The following is a 21,002-nucleotide window of genomic DNA, read 5'->3' on the forward strand; positions in this document are numbered from 1 at the left end:
CCCAGGGGGGTTTTGCGGGAGCTTCTCGCGGGGGCGGCCCCGCCGAGGGCTCTCGCGGTGCGACTTTCCGTCCGGGGCCCGCTTTCCCGAGCGCTCCCCGTGCCGGTGGTGGCCCCGTCACACCTTCTCCCGGCGCTCCTGCTCCCCAGGCCGGTCCCGGTGCGCTCTTTCGCCCAGGTGCCCCCGTTCCCCCGAGCGCTCCCCGCGCCGGCGCCCCCGCCACCCCCGCACCCGCACCCGGCGCTTTCGGGGGTGGCGCCTCCGGTTCCGCCCCTGGAGAAGGTGCCGCAGGCTCCTCCCGTACGGCCAATGAGGGCTTCTCCTTCCGGGGCGAGGGGGGCGGGCCCGCGCCCGGAGTCCCCGGCACCGAGTCCGCCGCTCCGCCCCTTCGGGTGAACAGACCCCAGGAGAAGCAGGAGGAGCCCGGGAAGGGCGCCGAGTCCGACGAGGTCGTCGTCCTCCTCGCGGATGACGGTGAGATCGGGGACGCGCGGCGGGAGGGGCGTCGCGAGGGGCCGGAAAACGAAGCGGAGAGCGACGCCGGGATGCCTGGCGCCGGCGGAGCCGAGGATGGCGGCGAGGCCGGAGAGCGGGCCCTGGCCGGCGACGGGGCTCAGCGCGACGCCGAGCCCGCCGAGATCGATGAGCAGGCTCCGCGGGAGGACGAGACCGATGAGACCGGCGAAGAGACCCGGCGCGACGGCGAGGCCGGCGCCGAGGTCCTGGACGGGGCCGGCGACGCGGACGGGAACGACGGGAACGAGAAGGCCGGAGGCGAGGAGGACGCGGGGTCGCCGGGCGACCGGATGCGGGAGACGCCGCTTCCCGACGCCGTCTCCGAGGCCCTGAGCAGCGCGCTCACCGCCGTACGCACCGGTGTCACCGACCTCGGTTTCGGCCTGGACATCCCCGGGGCCGAGGAGGCCAGGCGGGTCCAGAGTGAGATCCTGGCCCAGCTCGACGACTACGTGATCCCCCGCGTCCACACGAGCACCGCGCCCGCCCTCGTCGTGGTCGCGGGCTCCACCGGCGCGGGCAAGTCCACGCTCCTCAACACGCTGGCCAACGCCAGGGTCAGCGCGACCGGTGTGCGCCGTCCGACGACCGGAACGCCTGTCCTGGCCTGCCACCCCGACGATCACGAGTGGTTCGCCAAGGGCGACCTGCTCGGTAGCCTCCGGCGGCTCAGCGAGCCCGACCCCGAGGCGGCCTCCGACGGCCTTGTGCTCGTCTCCACCGAGCGCCTACCTCCCGGTGTGGCACTGCTCGACACCCCCGACATCGACTCGGTGGTCGAGGAGCACCACGAGATCGCGCACCGCATGCTCGACGCGGCCGATCTGTGGATCTTCGTCACCACCGCCGCCCGCTACGCCGACGCCCCGGCCTGGCGGCTGCTCCGCCTGGCCAAGGAGCGCGGAGCCAAGCTGGCCATCGTGCTCTCCAGGGTGCCGCCCAAGTCCAGAGAGGTGATCACCAAGCACTTCGTCAGGATGCTCACCGAGTACGGTCTCGGCGAGGTCGACCGGTTCGTCGTCAACGAGGGCAAGGTCACCGACGGCATGCTCCCCGACCACGAGGTGAGCGAGCTGCGCCTCTGGCTGACCGAGCTGTCGGTTGACGAGCGGCGTCGCGCGCAGGCCGTGCGGGCCACCCTGGACGGGGTGCTGAACAGCTTCCGCACTCGTGTCCCCGCCCTGGCCAAGCAGCTGGAGATCCAGGTCGCCTTCCGCAGAGACCTCCGCGCCGACGTGGAGAGCGCCTATGCCCAGGCACTGGTCGAGATCGACGAGAGCACCGGCGACGGCTCGCTGCTCCGGGGTGAGGTCCTCGCCCGCTGGCAGGACTTCGCCGGTTCCGGCGATCTCATGCGTACCCTCCAGCTGCGCAAGCCCGGCCGTCTCTCGGGCAAGGCGAGCCAGCAGGCCCCCGAGCGGCTCAGCGCGCTGAGATCCGCGCTGCGGACGGGGTTGGAGTCGGTGGTCGTCTCGGCGGCGCAACGGGCCGCGGAGGAGGCCGCCTCGCGCTGGTTGAACCGTCCGGGCGCGCAGGAGGTCCTGGCGACGGCCGCCGAGCTCGGGCACGCGTCCGACGATCTCCCACGCAGGGCCGGCCGGACCATCGCGGCCTGGCAGGAGCACATCACCGAGCTGATCCGCACCGAGGGGGTGACCAAGCGATCGGTGGCCAGGGTGATCTCGTTCGACGTCGAGTCCCTGTCGCTGATCCTGACCATCGGGCTGCTCGGTTACGGCGCCTCGGAGACGCGGAACGGCACCGGTGCGCTGCCGCAACGGCTGGTACACGCGCTGCTCGGCGCGGAGTCGCTGCGCAACATCGGGGTGAAGGCCCGAAGCGATCTCCGCGCCCGGATCGGCATGCTCTTCGACGACGAGACGGCGCGTTACATCCAGGCTCTCGATGGCGCCGGCATACCGGATGAATCCGCCGCCACCCGCCTTTACCAGGCAACGTACAACCTTGAGGTCGCCCGATGAGTGTTGGCACCACCCAGTCACGCCAAGGGCTCGGCAGCCGGCTCGCCGCGCTGGCTCGGATCGTGGAGCTGGGGCCGGGCAGGGTCGAGCCCAAGCTCCTCACCGAGTCGGGGCAGCTGCTGCTGCGTGCCGGTGACAGGCTCAAGCTCTCCTCCGACCACACGGTGGTCGCGCTCGCGGGGGGCACGGGCAGCGGCAAGTCGACGCTGTTCAACTCGATCTCCGGCCTGGAGCTGTCGCCGACGGGAGTACGCCGCCCGACCACGGCCCGCACCCACGCCTGCGTCTGGGGCCTGGACGGCGCAGGCCCGCTGCTCGACTGGCTGCAGATCCAGTGGCGCCACCGCTTCGCGCGGGCCAGTGCCCTGGACCGCGGGGAGAGCCGGCTGCATGGGCTGATCCTGCTCGACCTGCCCGACCACGACTCCATCCGGGCGCTGACCGACACCGAGGCCGACCGGCTGATCCAGGTCGCGGACCTCGTCGTGTGGGTGCTCGACCCGCAGAAGTACGCCGACGCCTCCACGCACCGGCGCTACGTGACCGACCTGGCCGGGCATGAGGCGGTGACGGTCTTCGTGCTCAACCAGTCCGACCGGCTCGACGAGGAGGAGCTGGCCGAGTGCGTCGCGGACCTGGAGGATCTGCTCCACCGCGAGGGGGTCGAGCACCCCGTGGTCGTCACCACCTCGGCGATCACGGGTACGGGCGTGGACGACCTCAAGGCGGTCCTCGCCGAGACCGTGTCCAGGCGCAGGGCCGCCACCCAGCGCCTGGAGGCCGACCTCGACCGGCTGACGCTCCGCCTGGCGAAGGTCATGCCCGCCGACGGCACCCCGGCGCCGCCCTCCTCCATCGACGACGCCCGCCGGATCGGTCTCACCGACGCCCTCTGCGACGCGGCCGGAGTCCCCGCCGTCGGCGAGGCGATGGAGAACGTCTACGCCGCGAGGTCCGGTGAGTGGGTCGGCTGGCCCTACACCCGCTGGGCGGCCAAGCTCCGTCCTGATCCGCTGAACAGCCTGCGCCTGGGCGATCTGCGAGACGAGATCCGCGGCCTGACCGGTGGCTCGGTCAGCGCGCAGCCGGCCGAGGTGGACACCGCCGTCCACGCCCTGGCCGACGGCCTGACCTCCGGCATGCACGAGGCGTGGCAGAGCGGGATCAGGGACGCCGCGCGCTCCCGCTCGGCGCAGCTGCCCCAGGTGCTGTCGGAGGAGCTCTCAGAGGTCGCACCGCGCCTGGACAGGGTGCCCGGCTGGTGGCGGCTGCTTCTCACCTGGCAGTACCTGCTGGTCCTGCTCTTCGTCGCGGGCCTCGCCTGGGTCGGTACGGCTCTGGTCTACGGCGTGTTCGGCACCGGGAAGCCGCCGGCGGGGCTGGAGGTGTTCGGCGACGCCGCCTCGCTGCCGTGGGTGGGGCTGATGATGCTCTCGGTACTCGGGCTCGGGTTGCTCACCGCGGTGGCCAGCCGCAACTTCATCGTGCTCGGCGCGGGCAACGAGCGTGACGTGCTGGAGCGCGAGATGCGCCGCAGGGTCGCCGGGCTCGCGGAGAGCATGGTGATCGAGCCGGTGGAGCGCGAGCTGACCCGCTACAACGAGTTCTACTCGGCCATGCGGAGCCTGCGAGGCTGATTCCCGGGGTTGTCCACAGCTTGGTCGAGTGTCCGGCGGTTGTCCCCAGAGCGCGATTCGGTGACTTGCGAGGGGTACGGCTCGGACCATTGTGTCTTTCACGCCGCCGGCACTCGGCCGGCTCCCATGGGAGGCACGATGAACGACATCTACGTCACGCTGACCGGTAACGTCGCGGCCACGCCGCGCCAGCACACCTTCCCCGACGGCTCCCGGGTCACCTCGCTCAAGATCGCCTCGACGAGTCGTTACTTCGATCGGGAGAACCAGCAGTGGCGCAACGGTGAGACGACCTACTTCGGAGTCCGCTGCTTCCGCGGGCTCGCCGACAACGTCGCCCAGTCGGTCCAGCTGGGCCACCCCGTCGTCGTTCAGGGACGGTTGCGGATCCGCGAGTTCACCCACGAGGGTGAGCGCCGATTCATGCCCGAGGTGGAGGCCAACTCGCTCGGACACGACCTGCGCTGGGGGCTCGGGAGTTTCAGCAAGCCACAGCGCGGCGGCCCGGTCGCGGCCCTGGGCAGCGCGGAGCGGGTCGAGCTCGATCACGAGACGTCCGACTGGGCCATGAGCGGCGGTGCCCCCGTCGAGGTGGGGGCTCCCGGCGCCCTGCCCCCGCTGCGGGCCGGTCTCGACGACGAGCGGATCGCGCCGGGCGGCGGGCCGGCCGAGGGGGGTGCGATTCACGGAGAGGCCGCAGAGGCCGCCTCGCGTGCGGTGGATCACGGCGCCGCCGGGGAGGCGCCGGCGGTGGGAGAGGCCGCGACCAGGAGAAGGAAGGCGGCGAAGGGCACGACGAGGCGGGTGCAGGCGGTGGGTGCCGACGACCCGGCCGCGGGGGTCACCGGGGAGGAAACGGCCGGGGCCGTGCCGGGCACGGTGAAGATCCACCCAGATGTGAGCGATGAGGCGCCCTGGCCGACACGGGAGCGCGTGGCGGCCTGAGCCGCCTCCCGTTGGGAGGCCCGGGCCGCGGGCCTCCCAACCCGATCGGCTGTTCGGAACCGGAGAGGTGGGTGGAGGGATCGTTCGAGGTGGGCAGGGAGTCGAATTCGGGCAGGGGGATAGGCGCGGGTCCGCGCAGGGGAAGAACGCGGACAGCGGGATGGGGCGGATTCGAACACAAGACTTGGAACGGAAGATTCAGCGGAGAAGATTTCGGACGGGAGATGAGGACGGGCAGGCGTCCGGTGAAGTGCGGACTTCGCAGGAGCGGGATGTCTGACGGAAGTGCAAGGCCTCGTACGGTAATAGGGCCTGGTTCGGGCGGAGTGAGGGGGCATCGGCCGGACGCGGTCGGTGTCTCACCACGGAAGCGCGGGGACGCCGAGATAACCAGCCGATGGTCTTGCCCGTGTCAGATGCCCAGGACACCTGTTTAGGTCCAGGTCACGCCCCGCAGCATGGCTTGCTCCTTTCCCACACGGCCCGCTCGCGAGGGAGCGGTTTCCAAAACGTAGGTCAACCGGTGGGCTGGCCCACTCCGTCAAAGGTAGCGGTTCCCATCGCGCGTCGCACACTCCGCAACTATTGTGTTACACATCGTTAGTCGGAGAGGGGGACGACATGGCGGCTCCCAGCCACACCTCGGTCAAACCGCGCGACGGCATGACACCCTTGGCCGATCGCTGGCCCCTGCTTGGACAGCGTCGCCCGCTGGTCGGCTACCTCTGCGGGGTAGTAGCGCTGGATCTCGCCGCGATCGTGTTCTTCCTGGTATCCGGGGCCTTCCGCTGGTCCGATGTGCTGACCTTCACCGCGCTGATGGCGTGTGGAGCCGTGTGCATCGAGGCGACCCGGAGGCTCGGCATGCCGGCCGGTGTCCACCGGGACCTGCTCTCCGCCTGGTGGCTGCCCGCCGCGCTGCTGCTCCCGCCGCTCTACGCGCTTCTGGCGCCCATTCCGCTCCAGTTCCTGCTGCAGAGGCGGGTGCGTGCGACGGTCGTCTACCGGCGGGTCTTCAGCTCGGCGGCGATCGGCCTGGCCGGATGTGCGGCCTCCCTGCTCTTCCATGCCGCGGTCGGTGACCTGAACGCGCTGACCAGGGGCGAGGGCGGGCCGATCCTGGTGGCCGTCGGCTGCGCGGTCCTGTTCACGGTGATCAACACCGCGCTGATCGCCATCGCGGCGCACACCGCCGACCCCGACAGCCGCTGGCGGGAGGTCCTGTGGAACCGGGAGAACCTGCTCCTTGACGTCGTCGAGCTCTGCCTCGGCGTCATCATCTCCATCACCTGCGGGCTCAATCCGGCTCTGCTGGTCCTGGCGCTGCCCCCGGTGGTGCTGCTCCAGCGCAGCCTGCTTCACGCCCAGCTTCAGGCCGCGGCCCGCACCGACCTCAAGACCGGCCTGCTGAACGCCGCGGCCTGGCAGCGAGAGGCCGACACCGAGATCGTCAGAGCGCGTCGCACGGGGGAGACGCTCGCGCTGCTGATCGTCGACATCGACCACTTCAAGCGGGTCAACGACACCTACGGTCATCTGATCGGCGACCAGGTCCTCGTCGGGGTGGCCGACACCATCCGCAGCCAGCTGCGCGACTACGACGTGGTGGGCCGGTTCGGCGGTGAGGAGTTCGTCGTCCTGCTACCCAGGGCCGACGTGACAGAGGCCCGCAGGGTTGCCGAGCGGCTGCGCTCCCGGGTGGGACGGATGGCGGTCCCGGCCGACGACAACATGATCACAGTGACCATCTCGGTCGGTGTCGCGATCATGAGTGTGCACGGGGACGACCTGATCGAACTGCTCGCCGCGGCCGACCTCGCCCTCTACCGCGCCAAGGAGCTCGGCCGCGACCGGATCTGCCTGTCGGCCACCATCGTGCCTCCGGCCCGCAGGCCCGGATCCGAGGCCGCCCCTAGGTCGGCTTCTCAGCCCTGAGGGACTGAGCTTGCAGCTCCTCGCCGTCGGTGGCTTCGACGGTCTGGTCCGCGTCAGGCAGCGTGACTCACTGCCCAGCTTGTGACACCGCGTGCGGCGATGTTACGGGCTGCGTTGACGTCGGCGTGCTCAGCGAAGCGGCACGACGTACAGGCGAAGGTTTTCTGGTCCGGCCGGTTGCGTTTGTCGATATGCCCGCACGCCGAGCACTCCTGTGAGGTGTAAGCCGGGTCGAAGTAGACGACGGCGACCCCTGGGACTTGCGGAGCCGTACCCGCTCGCGGATGCCCCTGGTCCGCACTGGCGCGCTTGAGGAAGTGGAGCGCAGTCGCCGTGAAACTGTCGTGCTGTCGGATCGCTGACGACTGGCGTCCCGAAAGGTTTTTTGAAGAAATCCGGGAGGCGGTGTCGGATCGGGGCGGTGGTGTTCGTAGCAGGGGTGAGGCCGCCCACAAGGGGCGGCGCCAAGATAAGGAACCGCGATCATGAAGCTGACGACCATGACTCAGGTCACCATCGATGGAGTGATGCAGGGAAACGGCGCCGCGTCGGATGACCGCAGGAACGGATTCGAGCGCGGCGGATGGGCCCGGGGGAAGGGCGACGACGAGACCAGGACGTTCATCACGCAGACCTACCAGCGCGCAGAGGCGTTCCTGTTCGGCCGGCGCACCTACGAGCTGTTCGCCGGCTCCTGGGGATCAATCGACCAGATGCGCGCACATCCCATCGGCGTGGCCTTGAACGAGGCCCCCAAGTACGTTGCCTCGACCACGCTCACCGCGCCGCGTTGGGAGGACACGACCGTTCTCCGCGGTGACCTCGCGGCGGCCATCAGTGAGCTGAAGGCCAAGCCGGGGGGTGAGTTGCAGGTGCACGGCAGTGGCATCCTGACCCGGTGGCTGCTGGAGAACGATCTGGTCGACGAGATGACTCTGCTCACCGTCCCGGTGGTCGTCGGCCAGGGCGCGCGGTTGTTCCCGGACGCGGGCCCGGATCTTGCGCTCGACCTGGTCGAGTCGCGCGTCGACTCCAAGGGCGTGACGATTCAGGTCTACCGGCCGGCCGGGCACCCGCGGTATGCAACGGCTTGAAGTCCCTGACCACCGAACCACGCTGTCTTGACACCACAGGAGATGATCTTCAGATGCAGTACCTGGTTTCCGTGATCGATGACAAGAGCAATCCCGGCAGCACGGACAGGCAGCCTGCCATCAGCGCATTCAACGAACGACTGATCGCCGAGGGCTACTGGGTTTTCGCGGGCGGACTCGCGGACACCGACGCGGCCACGGTCATCGACAACCGGGGCGAGCAGGCAGTGTTCAGCGACGGGCCTTTCGTGGAGTCGAAGGAGTACCTCGCCGGCGTCTGGGTGTGGGAGGCCCCCGATCTGGATGTGGCGCTCAAGCTCGCCACCGAGGCATCGAAGGTCTGCGATCGGAAGATCGAGGTGCGGCCGTTCCAGTGAGCGACGTCGAGGAGGCGATCCCCAGGGCCCACCACGACGAGTGGGCGCGGGTGGTCGCCGCCCTGACCAGGCGTTTCGGTGACCTCGACATCGCCGAGGAGGCGGCCGCCGAGGCGTTCGCGACCGCCGTCGAGCGGTGGCCGGCCGACGGCGTACCCCCCAACCCCGGCGCCTGGCTGACCACCACCGCCAACCGCAAGGCCATCGACCGGATCCGGCGCGAGAACAAGCGCGACGACAAGCACAGGGAGGCTCAGATGGTGTACGACGACCCGCCCGAGCCTGTCGGCGCCATCGATGACGACCGGCTCCGGCTGATCTTCACCTGCTGTCACCCGGCGCTGGGGATCCAGGCCAGGGTGGCGCTGACGCTGCGCATGGTCGGCGGTCTGACCGTGCCCGAGATCGCCCGTGCCTTCCTGGTCCAGGAGACCGCCTTGGAGCGGCGGATCACCCGCGCGAAGGCCAAGATCAAGGCGGCTCGCATCCCGTATCGGGTGCCGTCCGCCGAGGATCTCCCGGCACGCATCACCGGCGTACTCGCCGTGCTGTATCTGGTGTTCAACGAGGGCTACCTGGCGACCGGCCCCGGCACCGACCCGGTGCGCCACGACCTGACCGCCGAGGCGATCCGGCTCACCCGCCTGATCCGTGCCCTCCTGCCCGACGACGGCGAGGTGGCCGGGCTGCTGGCGCTGATGCTCCTCACCGAGGCCCGCCGCACCGCCCGGGTCTCGGCCAGCGGCGAACTGGTCGCCCTCGACGAGCAGGACCGTGGGGCCTGGGACACGGCGCTGATCGCCCAAGGTCACCACCTGGTGCGCGAGCGCCTCGCCGCGGCCGCCGCCGGGGTGGCTCCAGGCCGCTACCAGATCCTCGCCGCGATCAACGCCGTGCACACCTCCGCCCGCGACGTCCGTGACACCGACTGGTCGCAGGTCCTCGCCCTCTACGACCAACTCGTCCGCCTCGACCCCTCACCGATCATCGCCCTCAACCGGGCCATCGCGGCCGCCGAACTCGACGGCCCGCAGGTGGCACTGGCAGCCATCGACCGTCTCGAAGACAAGCTGGCCGGCTATCACGCCTACCACGCCACCCGCGCCGACCTGCTGCGCCGGCTGGGCCAAAGTCAGCAGTCACGCGCGGCCTACGACAAAGCCATCGAGCTGGCCGGCAACACCGCCGAGACCGCCTACCTGACCCGCCGCCGCGGCCAACTCCGGTAGCACCCACCGATCCCGATCGACACCCCTCGCGCAGCGGCGGCCGACCCCGAGGCGCCCTGCCGATGCATTCCGCAACGTGTCGCCCCAGCGACGGGTCTCGCTTCGTCCGAGCTTCGAATGCCAGGCCGCGAATACGCATTTCGCGACGCCGAGCGCGCAACTGAGCGTCACCACCGACAGCCCGACCCCGCAGAGTGAGACAGAGCCGCGCAAGGTTCCTGGTCGGCGAACTTCATGACCGAGTGGCACCAGCGCTACGGCGGCGCCGGGATCATGGTGTATCGGCACGTAGAACGAAAGAACGTGTGCATCTACAGCCAGGTGCGATCCACCACGGACTCCGAGGTCGCCTCGATGATCGAGGGCCTGCTGCGCCATCTGACCAGCGCGGAGATCGATCGCCAGTACACCGATACGCACGGAGCTTCGATCGTTGGCTTTGCGTTCTCGCACTTGCTGAACTTCAAGCTGCTGCCCCGGCTGAAGAACATCGGCTCGGCCCGCCTGTACCGGCCGGGCCTGGCCGAGGGCGAGGCCTGGCCGCAGCTGGAGGGCGTGCTGTCGGGCAAGACCATCGGCTGGGAATTGATCGCCAACCAGTACGACCAGATGATCAAGTACGCGACGGCGCCACGGCTGGGCACCGCCGAGGCGCATCAGATGCTGCGCCGCTTCACCTGCGGCGGCCCCAAGCACCCCACCTACCGGGCCATCGAGGAACTCGGTCGGGTGATCCGCACCGTCTTCATCGTTCTGGAGCCGTCTGAACCTGTACGGCAGGTTCGAGCTCGACATGAGCAAACAGCTCGACCTCGGACCAGGCCCGAGCGCCGAGGTTGAACGGCTCGATGATCCACTCTGATGGAGGATGCGGCGTGGCGTGCGCACTCACAGGCCCCCTCAAGGTCGTCGATAGATCGATCGATCAGCGATCGCCAACAATTCTTCGCAAATGAGTGTTTGCGAATGAGTGTTTGCGGTCTAGGCTTCGTGGCATGATCGAACCCCGCGAGAGCGTGGTCGTCCTCGACGCCAAAGGCCTGCGGGCACTGGCCCACCCGGTGCGGGTGCAACTCGTGGACCTGCTGCGCAGACATGGCCCGTCCACCGCCACTCGCCTGGCCGAGCGCCTGGGGGTGAATTCGGGCACGGCCAGCTACCACCTGCGCAGGCTCGGCGCCGCCGGATTCGTGGAGGAGGACACCGAGCGCGGCAACGCCCGCGAGCGCTGGTGGCGCTCGGTCCACCTCATCACCCGTCTCACCGACGAGGAGCTGGCGGAGCGGGAGCCCGAAGCGGTGCTGGCCTACATGCAGTCCATCGCCGCCCTGTACAACCTGCGCACCCAGCGGACGCTGAACGACCTGCAGACCATGCCAGGAGAGTGGCAGCGCGTGCTCGACCTCAGTTCCTTCGCGCTGCGCCTCACCCCGGAGGAGGGGCAGCGGCTGCGCGAGGAACTGAAAGAGGTCATCTCCCGCTACCGCCGCGACATGCCCGGCGAGGCGGCGCCCGAGGGCGCTGCGCGGGTCTCGCTGATCACGCAGCTCCTGCCCGAGCTGCCGGAGGGCGCATGATGGGATCGCGCTGGTCCTTACGCCCGATGGCCGGCCTGCTCGCGGCTATGACGGTGTCGCTGATCGGCACGCGGGTGTCGGCCCTCGCGCTGCCCTGGTTCGTGCTGACGACGACCGGGAGCGCGGCGCAGACGGGGGCGGTGGCGTTCGCGGAGATGGCCCCGTACGTGCTGGTCAAGGCGCTGACCGGGCCGCTGGTCGATCGGGTCGGGCCGCGCCGGATCTCGTGGGTCGGCGACGTGGTGAGCGCCGCGGCGGCCGGGGCAGTGGTCCTTCTGCACGCGATGGACCTGCTGCCGCTGGGCGCGCTGATCGCGCTGGTCGCGGTGGTCGGCGCGGCCCGCGGGCCAGGTGACCTGGCCAAGGAGATCATGGTTCCCGAGGCGGCCGCGCGCGGGCGGGTGCCGCTGGAGCGCGCCACCGGGCTGATGGGCGTGACCGAGCGGCTGGCCCAGACGGTGGGGCCCGCGGTGGGGGGTGCGGTGGTGGCGCTACTCGGGCCGCTGGCCAGCCTGGGCATCAGCGTCACCTGCTTCGCGCTCGGCTCCGTGGTCGTGGCGTGGGCGTTGCCCCACGGCATGGGGCACCGCGCGCCGGCGCAGGAGGTGACGGAGGGGTACTGGCGGCGGTTCGGCCAGGGCTTCGCGTTCCTGCGCGGCGAACCGCTGCTGCTCTCCGTGGTCGTCATGGTCGGCGTCACGAACTTGCTCGACGCGGCCTTCAGCCAGGTGCTCGCGCCCGTGTGGGCCAAGGAGTCCGGCTACGGCCCCGCGATGGTCGGTCTGAACAGTAGCGTGATGGGGTTGACGGCCGTAGGCGGCAGCCTGGTCGCGGCCGCCGTGGCGCACCGGATGCGGCGCAGGCCGGTGTTCTTTGTGGCGTTCCTGCTCGCCGGTCCGTCGCGGTTCCTCATCCTGGCGGTGGACGCGCCGGTATGGGCCATGGTGGCGGTGTTCGCAGTGGGCGGGTTCGCCGGCGGGTTCCTGAACCCGATCCTTGGGGCGATCTCCTACGAGCGGGTACCGCGGCGCCTGCTGGGCCGGGTCAACGCGCTGACGGACTCCCTCTCCTGGGCTGGGATCCCGCTCGGCGGGCTGATGGGCGGGGTGGCGGTGGCGGCCGTAGGGCTGGCGCCGGTGCTGCTCGCAGGCGGAGCGGCTTACGCGCTCACCACGAGTCTGACGGGGCTGCGGCCCGAATGGCGGGAGATGGACCGGCTGCGCGGCCAGGGCCCACCCGCCGTACCAGAGCCACGGGAAAGCACTGACACGACGGACATAGGCAACGCTGATCAACGGTCATCCTGATCAGGCATGGCGCGTTCGTGTGTACCTGGTGACCGCAGTCCTACTCTGGCTACGCCCTGTCCAGGGTCTTCTTCGGCTGGCGGGGTACGGTGTCGCCCTTCAGGTGCCCATACACCGTCGAGCGCGGCACCCCGAACAAGTCCGCGATCTGCTGGACGGTCTTATCCCGCGTGTCGTACAGCTCCTGGGCGAGGGCGGCCTGGTCGGCGGTGAGCTTGGGCCGGCGTCCGCCGACCCGGCCACGGGCACGGGCGGAGGCCAGGCCGTCCATCGTGTTGGCGACGATCAGCTCGCGCTACAGCTCGGCCAGGACCGAGGGCAGGTGATCAGGTGATCAGATTGCTCTGAGCCGACGACCTCATCCCGAACGCGGCCCCGACCGCCAAGTGGCCCTCCCTGACGACTACCCGGACCGGACTCACACCGGCAAGCGACGACGAGCTTACGAGATCAGTCGTTAACCACTCATTTCGATCAACCACCTATCCCTACTGGACGCACCTGAGAAGGATCTTGTGGTGTTGCCCCTGCTCGGCCGCGGCCCCAACCCCTTGGCGTCGTACCGCCTCGCCGCGAATTATCGGCAGGGTTCGCGCCCCGGTAGACCGGGGTTTCAGCGATGAGCCACCGCGAGGTGCGCGGGACCGGAATGGCGCGGGAATCGATTCCAGGGCGGCGACCTGCGGTTCAGTGCTGAGGCTCCATGATCGTTCTCAGCGCTAACGGCTGTCCGCAGGTTCTTCAACCCCGTATCCGGTTTCGGGGGGAAGGCGGGGACTGTTCTGCCACCTACAAGTGATCTCCAAGGGTGTGCACTCATCCTGTGGACATGCAAGCCCGAAAGATCACCCGGTCGGCGGCGGTACTCGCCCTGACCGCCGCCCTGATCCTCCTAGTCGGCCCGCTCGGGTCAGCAGGCCTCGCGCAGGTGGCCTCGACCGCAAAGAACACCAACTTCAACCTCGTCAGCCAGGACGGCATCACCTCCCCCTCGGCTGGCCAGCCGACGGCGACTCCGACGTCTGGGCCTTCGTGTGCTCCGTTGCCGACTCCGACGCCGGGTGGTCCTACTTGTGGTCCGCAGCCGACGGCGACTCCGACGTCTGGGCCTTCGTGTGCTCCGTTGCCGACTCCGACGCCGGGTGGTCCTACTTGTGGTCCGCAGCCGACGGCGACTCCGACGTCTGGGCCTTCGTGTGCTCCGTTGCCGACTCCGACGCCGGGTGGTCCTACTTGTGGTCCGCAGCCCACAGCGACTCCCACGTCCACCGCGAGGCCTGAGCCGGAGGTGACCTTGGATCCCCGGCCGACCTCCGATCCGCAATCCCTCACCGCCTCGCGCGCACGCGCGTAGGGGCCTCTCGAAACTCTCAAAACTCCTGGTCTCCAGACCGGTCACCTCGTGTCGGTGGCCACCACCGAAACCGCCCGTGACCTGGACGGGGAGCCTGGCCAGGGGGGGCGCAGCGCCCCCTGCGCGCGGGGGCAAATTACCTGGACGCGGTCAGTCGAAGACCTCGGTGACCTGGACCCTGACCCGTCGGCCATTGCTGGTCGAGCTCGGGAGTGCGGTGGCCGGTGAACCGGGTGAGATCCGTTGTCGCGCCGTCGGCGAGGACGACGTACAGGTCGGTGGTCGGAGTACTCGGTGATCATGTCGTCGTGGGCGTGAGAGCCCTTGAGGACGAGGCCGACGACGGCCGGGTTTTCCGGGGCGCGCATCGGGGTCCCGGCAGTAATGCCGGGCCTGCCCGGCGTGGCCGCGCTCCGGAGCCGTTCGCCTCCGGCGAGCTGCTCGGCCTGGGCGGGCAGAAGGTGATGCAGAGGCCTTCAAGCCAATTCCAAGCGTGATCTTCTACATCTACGGGTGTGAATACGACTCCTCCGCGGCAGCGCCGATCACTATCTCGCCGTACCCTGCTCCTGGGCGGACTCGGGACCCTGGCCGCGGTCGGCGTGCCGACCATGATCGCTCTCACCCGCACCATCGAGCTCCCCCCGAGCGCCACCCCCACCGGCGCCCCCGAACTCCCACCGACCGCCACCCTCACCGGCTACATCGGCGTCGTCTACTCGATGGCCTTCAGCCCGGACGGTAAAATCCTCGCCGCCGGCGGCCACGACGACACAGTGCGGTTGTGGAATGTGGCCGGCCGTAAAACCATTGCCACCCTCCCCAGCCACACCAGCATCGTCTACTCGGTGGTCTTCAGCCCGGACGGCAAAACCCTCGCCACCGCCGGCAGCCTCGACGGCACGGTGCGGCTGTGGGACGTGACCGGCCGCAAAACCGTTGCCACCGCTGCCCTCACCAGCAGCCCCGTCTACTCGATGGCCTTCAGCCCGGACGGCAAGATCCTCGCCACCGGCGGCAGCGACACGGTGCAGTTATGGGACGTGGCCGGCCGCAAGACCATTGCCACCCTCGACAGCCACACCAGCGACTGGTTCCACTCGATGGCCTTCAGCCCGGACGGCAAAACCCTCGCCACCGCCGGCAACATCAACGGCGAGGTGCGGCTGTGGGACGTGGCCGGCCGCAAAACCGTTGTCACCGCCACCCTCAGCGGCCACACCGGCTATGTCCGCTCGGTGGCCTTCAGTCCGGACGGCAAATTCCTCGCCACCGGCAGCGATGACGGCCGGGCACTCGTGTGGGACATGGCCAGCCGCAAAACCGCCACCACCCTCAGCGGCCACACCGGCGCCGTCTCCTCGGTGGCCTTCAGCCCGGACGGCAAAACCCTCGCCGCCGGCGGCCTCGACGACACGGTGCGGCTGTGGGACGTGGCCAGCCGCGAACCCACCACCCTCACCAGCAACACCAAGAACGTCTACGAGGTGGTCTTCAGTCCGGACGGTAAAACCCTCGCAGCCGGCAGCGAAGACGGCACAATACGGCTGTGGAGCACTACTCGCCCCGTCGCTGAGGCTACTCACTCCTAACAGCTTCGACCTTTCGGGAACCACGGCTTTCCCGTCGCGCCCCTCGCGGGGGCTGCGCGCAGCCCGGCCGCGGCCCGCTGGAATACGCCCCCTCCGCAGCAGCGCCGATCACTGCCTCGCCGTACGCTGCTTGGGGATTCCCGCAAGTTGGGTGTGGTGAAATCGGGGCAATCGGACAGGTTCCGCCCGGGTCGGGGAGGGGTCGATCCGCGCGCCGGAGGGAATCACAGAACCAGACTTCTGTGATCGGAGACCTCGCGCGCCCACGCGTAGGGGGGTCCGGAAAGTCCAGAAACTGGTCCACTCGCCGGCGGCCGTCGTCGGCTCAGCGCAGCGCCCTGGAGGGACCGGACCGCGATCAGGTGCCCTGATCGCCTATCTTGCTGCCGGGATCCCTGCGGCCGGCGCGGCGGCTTGGTCGTCGCGACGCCCTTCATCCGGCCACCGGTGGTCCAGATGCTCACGGTGCGGGCCTCGACCTGCCAGGACAGGCGCCGGTCGTCGAGCGGCTGGGTGGCGTCCGGGTGGAACCGATCGGCTTGGTGAGGGGCTTGCGGAGCCTCGCCTTCACCTGGGCTTTCGCCGTCGTGTAGGCGTCGGAGACCTTCTTGATGACGTGCTGGGCGGGCTGGGCCGACAGACCCGTGTTCTTCGGCTCGCCGTAGGAGTGCACCCGCAGGTCATGGTTGCGGAACACCTTCGTCTCCCACGCGACGCGAGAGACGAGATCGGCGGCTTCGTTGCACAGGCGCAGCGTGTCCGCCGGCGCCGCCTCCTGGGCGGGCGCGGGGAACAGCCGTACCTGCGCAACAGATTTCACACTGTGAAGTTTAGTGTTAGCTCGCCAAACGCGGCACCGTATGCGATTCCTCTCGGGCCTGAAGGCCCGAGGTTCCTCGGAAGCACTGCTGAACTTTCCAGGCCCTAAACTAAAGGCATGCCGGAGTACATCTACACACTGCAGCGCGTGCGCAAGGCGCACGGCGACAAGGTCGTCCTCGACGACGTGACGCTGTCGTTCCTGCCGGGCGCCAAGATCGGTGTCCTGGGTCCCAACGGCACCGGAAAGTCGACGCTGCTGAAGATGATGGCGGGCCTGGAGCAGCCGTCCAACGGCGACGCCCGGCTCATGCCCGGCTTCACCGTCGGCATGCTCCAGCAGGAGCCCCCCCTCAACGAATCCAAGACCGTCCTCGGCAACGTCGAAGAGGGCGTCGCCGAGACCAAGGCGATGCTCGACCGCTTCAACGAGATCGCCGAGCTGATGGCCACCGACTACAGCGACGAACTGCTCAACGAGATGGGCAAGCTCCAGGACGCCCTCGACCACCGCAACGGCTGGGATCTCGACAGCCAGCTGGAGCAGGCGATGGACGCCCTCCGCTGCCCCCCGCCGGACGCCGAGGTGACTCAGCTCTCCGGTGGAGAGCGCCGCCGGGTCGCCCTCTGCAAGCTGCTCCTGGAGCAGCCCGACCTGCTCCTGCTCGACGAGCCCACCAACCATCTCGACGCCGAGAGTGTCCAGTGGCTCGAGTCCCACCTGGAGAAGTACCCGGGCACCGTCCTGGCCGTCACCCACGACCGCTACTTCCTGGACAACGTGGCCAACTGGATCCTGGAGCTCGACCGCGGCCGTTGCCACGCGTACGAGGGAAACTACTCCACCTACCTGGAGGCCAAGACCGCGCGGCTCAGGCTCGAAGGTCAGAAGGACGCCAAGCGCAAGAAGCGCCTGGAGGAGGAGCTGGAGTGGGTCCGCTCCAACGCCAGGGCCCGTCAGACCAAGAGCCGGGCGCGCCTGCAGCGCTACGAGGAGATGGCCACCGAGGCCGACAAGTACCGCAAGCTCGACTTCGAGGAGATCCAGATCCCGCCGGGCCCGCGTCTGGGCACCACGGTGATCCGGGCCGAGAAGCTCACCAAGGGCTTCGAGGAGCGCGTCCTGATGGAGAGCCTCTCCTTCGACCTGCCGCGCAACGGCCTCGTCGGCATCATCGGTCCGAACGGTGTCGGCAAGACCACCCTGTTCCGGATGATCACCGGTAGCGAGACGCCGGACAGCGGTGAGATCGTTGTCGGTGACACCGTCAAGATCTCTTATGCCGACCAGAGCCGGGGCGGGATCGACCCGACGAAGAACGTCTGGGAGGTCGTCTCCGACGGGCTCGACTACATCAAGGTCGGCCAGGTCGAGATGCCGTCGCGCGCCTACATCGCCGCGTTCGGGTTCAAGGGCCCGGACCAGCAGAAGAAGGCTGGCATCCTGTCCGGCGGAGAGCGCAACCGGCTCAACCTGGCGCTCACCCTCAAGCAGGGCGGCAACGTGCTCCTGCTCGACGAGCCCACCAACGACCTCGACACCGAGACACTCTCCAGCCTGGAGAACGCGCTGCTGGAGTTCCCCGGCTGCGCGGTCATCACCTCGCACGACCGGTGGTTCCTGGACCGCATCGCGACCCACATCCTGGCCTGGGAAGAGGGCTCGAACTGGTTCTGGTTCGAGGGCAACTACGCCGACTACGAGAAGAACAAGATCGAGCGTCTGGGTGCCGACGCGGCCCGGCCGCACCGCGTCACCTATCGCAAGCTCACCCGCGACTGACCCCGGTTTCCGGGACGGGCAGGGGCACCTGGCACGGGCCGTGTCAGGTGCTCTCCCGGTCGCGACCGAACGAGCCTCCGGTGCCCCGCCGTACGACGGGCAGCGGGGGCTCGCTACGGTTCTGGGTGTGTTTGGACAGAGCGTCGCGGACGAGGTCGGCCATGGCCACCGACATGTGTTCCCCAGGACTGTCAGGTTCGCCGACATCGACTCGCTGGGTCACGTCAACAACGTGCGGTTCCTCGACTATCTGGAGGACGCGCGGATGGGGATGTTCCACATCGACCCCCATCACGAGGGGAACGCCCCTTTCGCCGGGCTGGTGATCGCCCGGCATGAGATCGACTACCGGCGTCCCCTCACCTTCCGTCCCGATCCGGTCCGGGTGGAGTCGTGGGTGACGGAGATCCGTCCGGTACGGTTCACCCTCGCGTACGAGATCCGCGACGATGACGAAATCTTCGTCGAGGCCCGCTCGGTGATCGTGGCCTATGACGTGGAGAGTGCCTCCCCCCGGCGGCTGAGCCAGGACGAGATCGCCTACCTGCGCAGGTTCGCGGCGGACTGAGGCCTTGTCCGGCCTCGGCAACCCGTACCCGGATCGGCGGGCGGTGGACGCCCGCCCATCGCCCGCCGGGAGCCGTCAGACCTCGGGGGCGTACAGCCAGACCGCGCTGTCCGGCAGGAGCAGGTGGCCCTCCACCGGGGCGCTGCCGATCAGGACGCGGTCGTGCGGGGGCAGTCGCACCGGTTGGGAACCGCAGTTGACGGCGCAGATCAGGGAACCCCGGTTGAAGATGAGGGCGTCCTCGGCGCTCTCCTGCCAGATGATCTCTTCGGGCAGCGTGCCGCGGAGGTCGCGGCGGACCCGCAGGACCTCCTGGTAGAAGCTCAGCGTTGAGCCGGGGTCGCTCGACTGGCGCTCGGCGGAGAGCACGGCCCACTCGACGGGCTGGGGCAGCCAGGACCGTTTCCCATCGGGCGAGAAGCCGTACGGTTCGGCCATGCCGGACCAGGGGAGGGGAACCCGGCAGCCGTCGCGGCCGGGCAGCTCTCCTTTGGAACGGGCGAAGATGGGGTCCTGACGGGCCTGTGGGGGAAGATTCTTCACCTCGGGGAGGCCCAGTTCCTCCCCCTGGTAGAGATATGCGGAGCCCGGTAGGGCGAGCATGGCGAGCAGCGCCGCGCGGGCGCGGGCCAGGCCCGTGGTGGAGTTGGTCAGGCCGTCGCCGTACCGGGTCACATGGCGGACCACGTCGTGGTTGGAGAGCACCCAGGTGGGAGCGGTCACCGCGGCCAGTGTGTCATCGATGATCTTCTTGAACGCGGGTCCGGACCAGGGGGCCTCCAGCCAGGCGAAGTTGAAGCTCTGGTGGAGCTCGTCGGGGCGGAGGTAGAGCGCGAGATCCTCGACGGAGTCGGTCCAGACCTCGCCGACCGCCACCCGCTCGCCGTCGTAGGAGTCGAGCACCTTGCGCCAGGCGCGGTAGACCTCGTGCACCTCGGGTCGTCCCCAGATCGGCGACTCGGCCTTGAACGCCTGATCCTGCGGCGGGGTGTCCGGCAGTTCCTCGGCCTTGTACAGGCCCATCGCCACGTCGATCCTGAACCCGTCCACCCCCCGGTCGAGCCAGAACCGCAGCACGTCGAGGAACTCGGCGTGCACCTCGGGGTTGCGCCAGTTGAAGTCAGGTTGTTCCGCGGCGAAAAGGTGCAGGTACCACTGTCCGTCGGGGGTCCTGGTCCAGGCCGGGCCGCTGAAGGTCGACTGCCAGTTGTTGGGAGGCAGATCATCGCCGTCACGGAAGATGTAGCGATCGCGTCCCTCACCGCGCAGCGCGGCCTGGAACCACTCGTGAGCCGAGGAGCTGTGATTCGGGACGATGTCCACGATCACCCGGAGACCGAGCCGATGCGCCTCGGCGACGAGCTCGTCGAAGTCGGCGAGCGTGCCGAAGAGGGGGTCGACGTCACGATAGTCGGCCACGTCGTAGCCGCCGTCGGCCATGGGGGAGCGGTAGAAGGGAGTCAGCCAGATCGCGTCCACACCGAGTTCTGCGAGGTACGGCAGGCGCTGCCGGATGCCGGGCAGATCGCCGACGCCGTCTCCGGAGGCGTCGGCGAAGCTGCGAACGTAGATCTCGTAGACGACGGCATCACGCCACCAGGGGGATTCCATGTGCTTTGGACTGCCCCCGCTTGACGATGTTTATGCGTCAGGGGCGTTGATCATGCTGCTCGCCGCGTACACGAGATAGTCCCAGAGACGTTTCTCCAGGTCCTCGGGGAGCTTCAGGGAGAGCACCGCGTCGTGCATGTGCCTGAGCCAGGCGTCGTGCTCGACCGAGCGGATGACGAACGGGTTGTGCCGCATCCGCAGGCGCGGGTGGCCCCGCTGCGCGCTGTAGGTGCTGGGGCCGCCCCAGTACTGGATGAGGAACAGGCGTAGCCGCTCTTCGGCCCCGTCGAGATCATCTTCGGGATAGAGCGGCCGTAGCACCGGATCGGCAGCCACTCCCTGGTAGAAGTGGTGCACGAGACGCCTGAAGGTCTCTTCGCCGCCGACGGCGTCATAGAAGGACTGGGATTCCCCGGGGGTAACGGACACGCCTCCAGCCTAATTGACGTCAGCCGGCGATCGGGATTTCGGCTCGGTCGAGGGCGGACTTGACCCGGATGCGGAGCTCGCGGGCGACCTCCGTCTGCCGGGAGGGGATGGTCTTGACGCTGATCCTGAAGATGACGGCGGTGTCGGAGATCTGCTCGATACCCCAGACCTGCGGCTCCTCCACGATGATGGAGTCGCGGAAGGCGAGGTCGTTCCATATCTCGTCCGCGACCTGCTTGAGCAGGTC

Annotated in this window: 19 protein-coding genes and 2 pseudogenes; 14 read left to right on the forward strand and 7 right to left on the reverse strand. The window is 69.1% G+C overall.

The window, feature by feature from the left end:
* Positions 1-392 precede the first annotated feature (392 nt).
* The 4 genes from ABZ260_RS22390 (at position 393) to ABZ260_RS22405 (ending at position 7,015) form a co-directional block, all read left to right on the forward strand.
* Complete coding sequence (locus tag ABZ260_RS22390) at positions 393-2,498, forward strand: dynamin family protein (RefSeq protein WP_355620758.1); 2,106 nt, start codon at positions 393-395, stop codon at positions 2,496-2,498.
* Positions 2,495-4,135, forward strand: coding sequence for a GTP-binding protein (locus ABZ260_RS22395; protein WP_355620761.1), 1,641 nt, complete (start codon positions 2,495-2,497; stop codon positions 4,133-4,135). Before ABZ260_RS22390 ends, ABZ260_RS22395 begins: the two co-directional genes overlap by 4 nt.
* A gap of 138 nt (positions 4,136-4,273) precedes the next feature.
* Positions 4,274-5,080 (forward strand): single-stranded DNA-binding protein, encoded by an 807-nt coding sequence (gene ssb / locus ABZ260_RS22400; protein WP_355620764.1) that lies wholly within the window; start codon positions 4,274-4,276, stop codon positions 5,078-5,080.
* Positions 5,081-5,701: 621 nt separating this feature from the next.
* Positions 5,702-7,015 (forward strand): GGDEF domain-containing protein, encoded by a 1,314-nt coding sequence (locus ABZ260_RS22405; protein ID WP_355620767.1) that lies wholly within the window; start codon positions 5,702-5,704, stop codon positions 7,013-7,015.
* Positions 7,016-7,068: 53 nt separating this feature from the next.
* Here ABZ260_RS22405 and ABZ260_RS22410 read toward each other — a convergent pair whose 3' ends face one another.
* A complete protein-coding gene (locus ABZ260_RS22410) occupies positions 7,069-7,470 on the reverse strand; it encodes a transposase (RefSeq protein ID WP_355620770.1) in 402 nt (133 codons plus the stop codon).
* Positions 7,471-7,500: 30 nt separating this feature from the next.
* Here ABZ260_RS22410 and ABZ260_RS22415 point away from each other — a divergent pair, with 30 nt between their 5' ends.
* The 6 genes and pseudogenes from ABZ260_RS22415 (at position 7,501) to ABZ260_RS22440 (ending at position 12,599) form a co-directional block, all read left to right on the forward strand.
* A complete protein-coding gene (locus ABZ260_RS22415; RefSeq protein WP_355620773.1) occupies positions 7,501-8,109 on the forward strand; it encodes a dihydrofolate reductase family protein in 609 nt (202 codons plus the stop codon).
* A 53-nt stretch (positions 8,110-8,162) separates the two neighbouring features.
* Complete coding sequence (locus ABZ260_RS22420; RefSeq protein WP_355620777.1) at positions 8,163-8,486, forward strand: YciI family protein; 324 nt, start codon at positions 8,163-8,165, stop codon at positions 8,484-8,486.
* Positions 8,483-9,715 carry a sigma-70 family RNA polymerase sigma factor gene (locus tag ABZ260_RS22425; protein ID WP_355620781.1) on the forward strand — a complete coding sequence of 411 codons (1,233 nt, stop codon included), beginning with the start codon at positions 8,483-8,485 and terminating at the stop codon, positions 9,713-9,715. The genes ABZ260_RS22420 and ABZ260_RS22425 overlap by 4 nt, the downstream gene beginning before the upstream one ends.
* 228 nt (positions 9,716-9,943) lie before the next feature.
* A pseudogene (locus ABZ260_RS22430) lies at positions 9,944-10,555 on the forward strand (Tn3 family transposase); the annotation flags it as partial.
* A gap of 155 nt (positions 10,556-10,710) precedes the next feature.
* Entirely contained in the window at positions 10,711-11,292 is a 582-nt protein-coding gene (locus ABZ260_RS22435; protein WP_355620784.1) for a helix-turn-helix domain-containing protein, read from the forward strand.
* On the forward strand, positions 11,289-12,599 hold the full coding sequence (locus ABZ260_RS22440; RefSeq protein WP_355620787.1) for an MFS transporter: 1,311 nt from the start codon (positions 11,289-11,291) through the stop codon (positions 12,597-12,599). Before ABZ260_RS22435 ends, ABZ260_RS22440 begins: the two co-directional genes overlap by 4 nt.
* A 49-nt stretch (positions 12,600-12,648) precedes the next feature.
* Here ABZ260_RS22440 and ABZ260_RS22445 read toward each other — a convergent pair whose 3' ends face one another.
* The gene (locus ABZ260_RS22445) at positions 12,649-12,870 is read right to left on the reverse strand and encodes a helix-turn-helix domain-containing protein (protein WP_355620790.1); all 222 of its coding nucleotides are present in this window, start codon (positions 12,868-12,870) and stop codon (positions 12,649-12,651) included.
* An 800-nt stretch (positions 12,871-13,670) separates the two neighbouring features.
* On the opposite strand from ABZ260_RS22445, the gene ABZ260_RS22450 reads away from it, so the two are divergent.
* Together ABZ260_RS22450 and ABZ260_RS22455 are read left to right on the forward strand one after the other, a co-directional pair.
* On the forward strand, positions 13,671-13,880 hold the full coding sequence (locus tag ABZ260_RS22450) for a hypothetical protein (protein WP_355620793.1): 210 nt from the start codon (positions 13,671-13,673) through the stop codon (positions 13,878-13,880).
* 684 nt (positions 13,881-14,564) lie between these two features.
* Positions 14,565-15,545, forward strand: a complete 981-nt coding sequence (locus ABZ260_RS22455; protein WP_355620796.1) for a WD40 repeat domain-containing protein — start codon at positions 14,565-14,567, stop codon at positions 15,543-15,545.
* A gap of 460 nt (positions 15,546-16,005) precedes the next feature.
* On the opposite strand, the gene ABZ260_RS22460 is transcribed toward ABZ260_RS22455, so the two are convergent.
* A complete protein-coding gene (locus ABZ260_RS22460) occupies positions 16,006-16,365 on the reverse strand; it encodes a hypothetical protein (RefSeq protein WP_355620799.1) in 360 nt (119 codons plus the stop codon).
* Between the two features lie 117 nt (positions 16,366-16,482).
* Here ABZ260_RS22460 and ettA point away from each other — a divergent pair, with 117 nt between their 5' ends.
* Positions 16,483-18,147 carry an energy-dependent translational throttle protein EttA gene (gene ettA, locus ABZ260_RS22465; RefSeq protein WP_355620802.1) on the forward strand — a complete coding sequence of 555 codons (1,665 nt, stop codon included), beginning with the start codon at positions 16,483-16,485 and terminating at the stop codon, positions 18,145-18,147.
* A gap of 43 nt (positions 18,148-18,190) precedes the next feature.
* Here the strand turns inward: ettA and ABZ260_RS22470 are convergent, their stop codons facing one another.
* Entirely contained in the window at positions 18,191-18,322 is a 132-nt protein-coding gene (locus tag ABZ260_RS22470) for a hypothetical protein (protein ID WP_355620805.1), read from the reverse strand.
* Here ABZ260_RS22470 and ABZ260_RS22475 point away from each other — a divergent pair, their 5' ends adjacent.
* On the forward strand, positions 18,323-18,715 hold the full coding sequence (locus ABZ260_RS22475) for a thioesterase family protein (protein WP_355620808.1): 393 nt from the start codon (positions 18,323-18,325) through the stop codon (positions 18,713-18,715).
* Positions 18,716-18,790: 75 nt separating this feature from the next.
* Here ABZ260_RS22475 and ABZ260_RS22480 read toward each other — a convergent pair whose 3' ends face one another.
* From ABZ260_RS22480 to ABZ260_RS22490, 3 genes and pseudogenes are all read right to left on the reverse strand, one after another.
* Complete coding sequence (locus ABZ260_RS22480) at positions 18,791-20,326, reverse strand: glycoside hydrolase family 13 protein (protein ID WP_355620811.1); 1,536 nt, start codon at positions 20,324-20,326, stop codon at positions 18,791-18,793.
* 30 nt (positions 20,327-20,356) lie between these two features.
* Positions 20,357-20,755: a globin gene (locus tag ABZ260_RS22485; protein WP_030917961.1), complete on the reverse strand. Its 399-nt coding sequence runs from the start codon at positions 20,753-20,755 to the stop codon at positions 20,357-20,359.
* A gap of 19 nt (positions 20,756-20,774) precedes the next feature.
* Positions 20,775-21,002 (reverse strand): annotated as a pseudogene (locus ABZ260_RS22490) (mechanosensitive ion channel family protein); the annotation flags it as partial.

Origin of the sequence: Streptosporangium sp. NPDC006013 (assembly GCF_040614275.1) — a bacterium.
Classification (GTDB): Bacteria; Actinomycetota; Actinomycetes; order Streptosporangiales; family Streptosporangiaceae; genus Streptosporangium.

Coding starts and splice junctions, on each gene's coding strand:
- ABZ260_RS22395 (WP_355620761.1), top strand. CDS start 2,495: ATGAGTGTTGGCACCACCCAGTCACGCCAAGGGCTCGGCAGCCGGCTC.
- ssb (WP_355620764.1), top strand. CDS start 4,274: ATGAACGACATCTACGTCACGCTGACCGGTAACGTCGCGGCCACGCCG.
- ABZ260_RS22405 (WP_355620767.1), top strand. CDS start 5,702: ATGGCGGCTCCCAGCCACACCTCGGTCAAACCGCGCGACGGCATGACA.
- ABZ260_RS22415 (WP_355620773.1), top strand. CDS start 7,501: ATGAAGCTGACGACCATGACTCAGGTCACCATCGATGGAGTGATGCAG.
- ABZ260_RS22420 (WP_355620777.1), top strand. CDS start 8,163: ATGCAGTACCTGGTTTCCGTGATCGATGACAAGAGCAATCCCGGCAGC.
- ABZ260_RS22435 (WP_355620784.1), top strand. CDS start 10,711: ATGATCGAACCCCGCGAGAGCGTGGTCGTCCTCGACGCCAAAGGCCTG.
- ABZ260_RS22440 (WP_355620787.1), top strand. CDS start 11,289: ATGATGGGATCGCGCTGGTCCTTACGCCCGATGGCCGGCCTGCTCGCG.
- ABZ260_RS22445 (WP_355620790.1), bottom strand. CDS start 12,870: ATGGACGGCCTGGCCTCCGCCCGTGCCCGTGGCCGGGTCGGCGGACGC.
- ABZ260_RS22455 (WP_355620796.1), top strand. CDS start 14,565: ATGATCGCTCTCACCCGCACCATCGAGCTCCCCCCGAGCGCCACCCCC.
- ettA (WP_355620802.1), top strand. CDS start 16,483: ATGCCGGAGTACATCTACACACTGCAGCGCGTGCGCAAGGCGCACGGC.
- ABZ260_RS22470 (WP_355620805.1), bottom strand. CDS start 18,322: ATGTCGGTGGCCATGGCCGACCTCGTCCGCGACGCTCTGTCCAAACAC.
- ABZ260_RS22480 (WP_355620811.1), bottom strand. CDS start 20,326: ATGGAATCCCCCTGGTGGCGTGATGCCGTCGTCTACGAGATCTACGTT.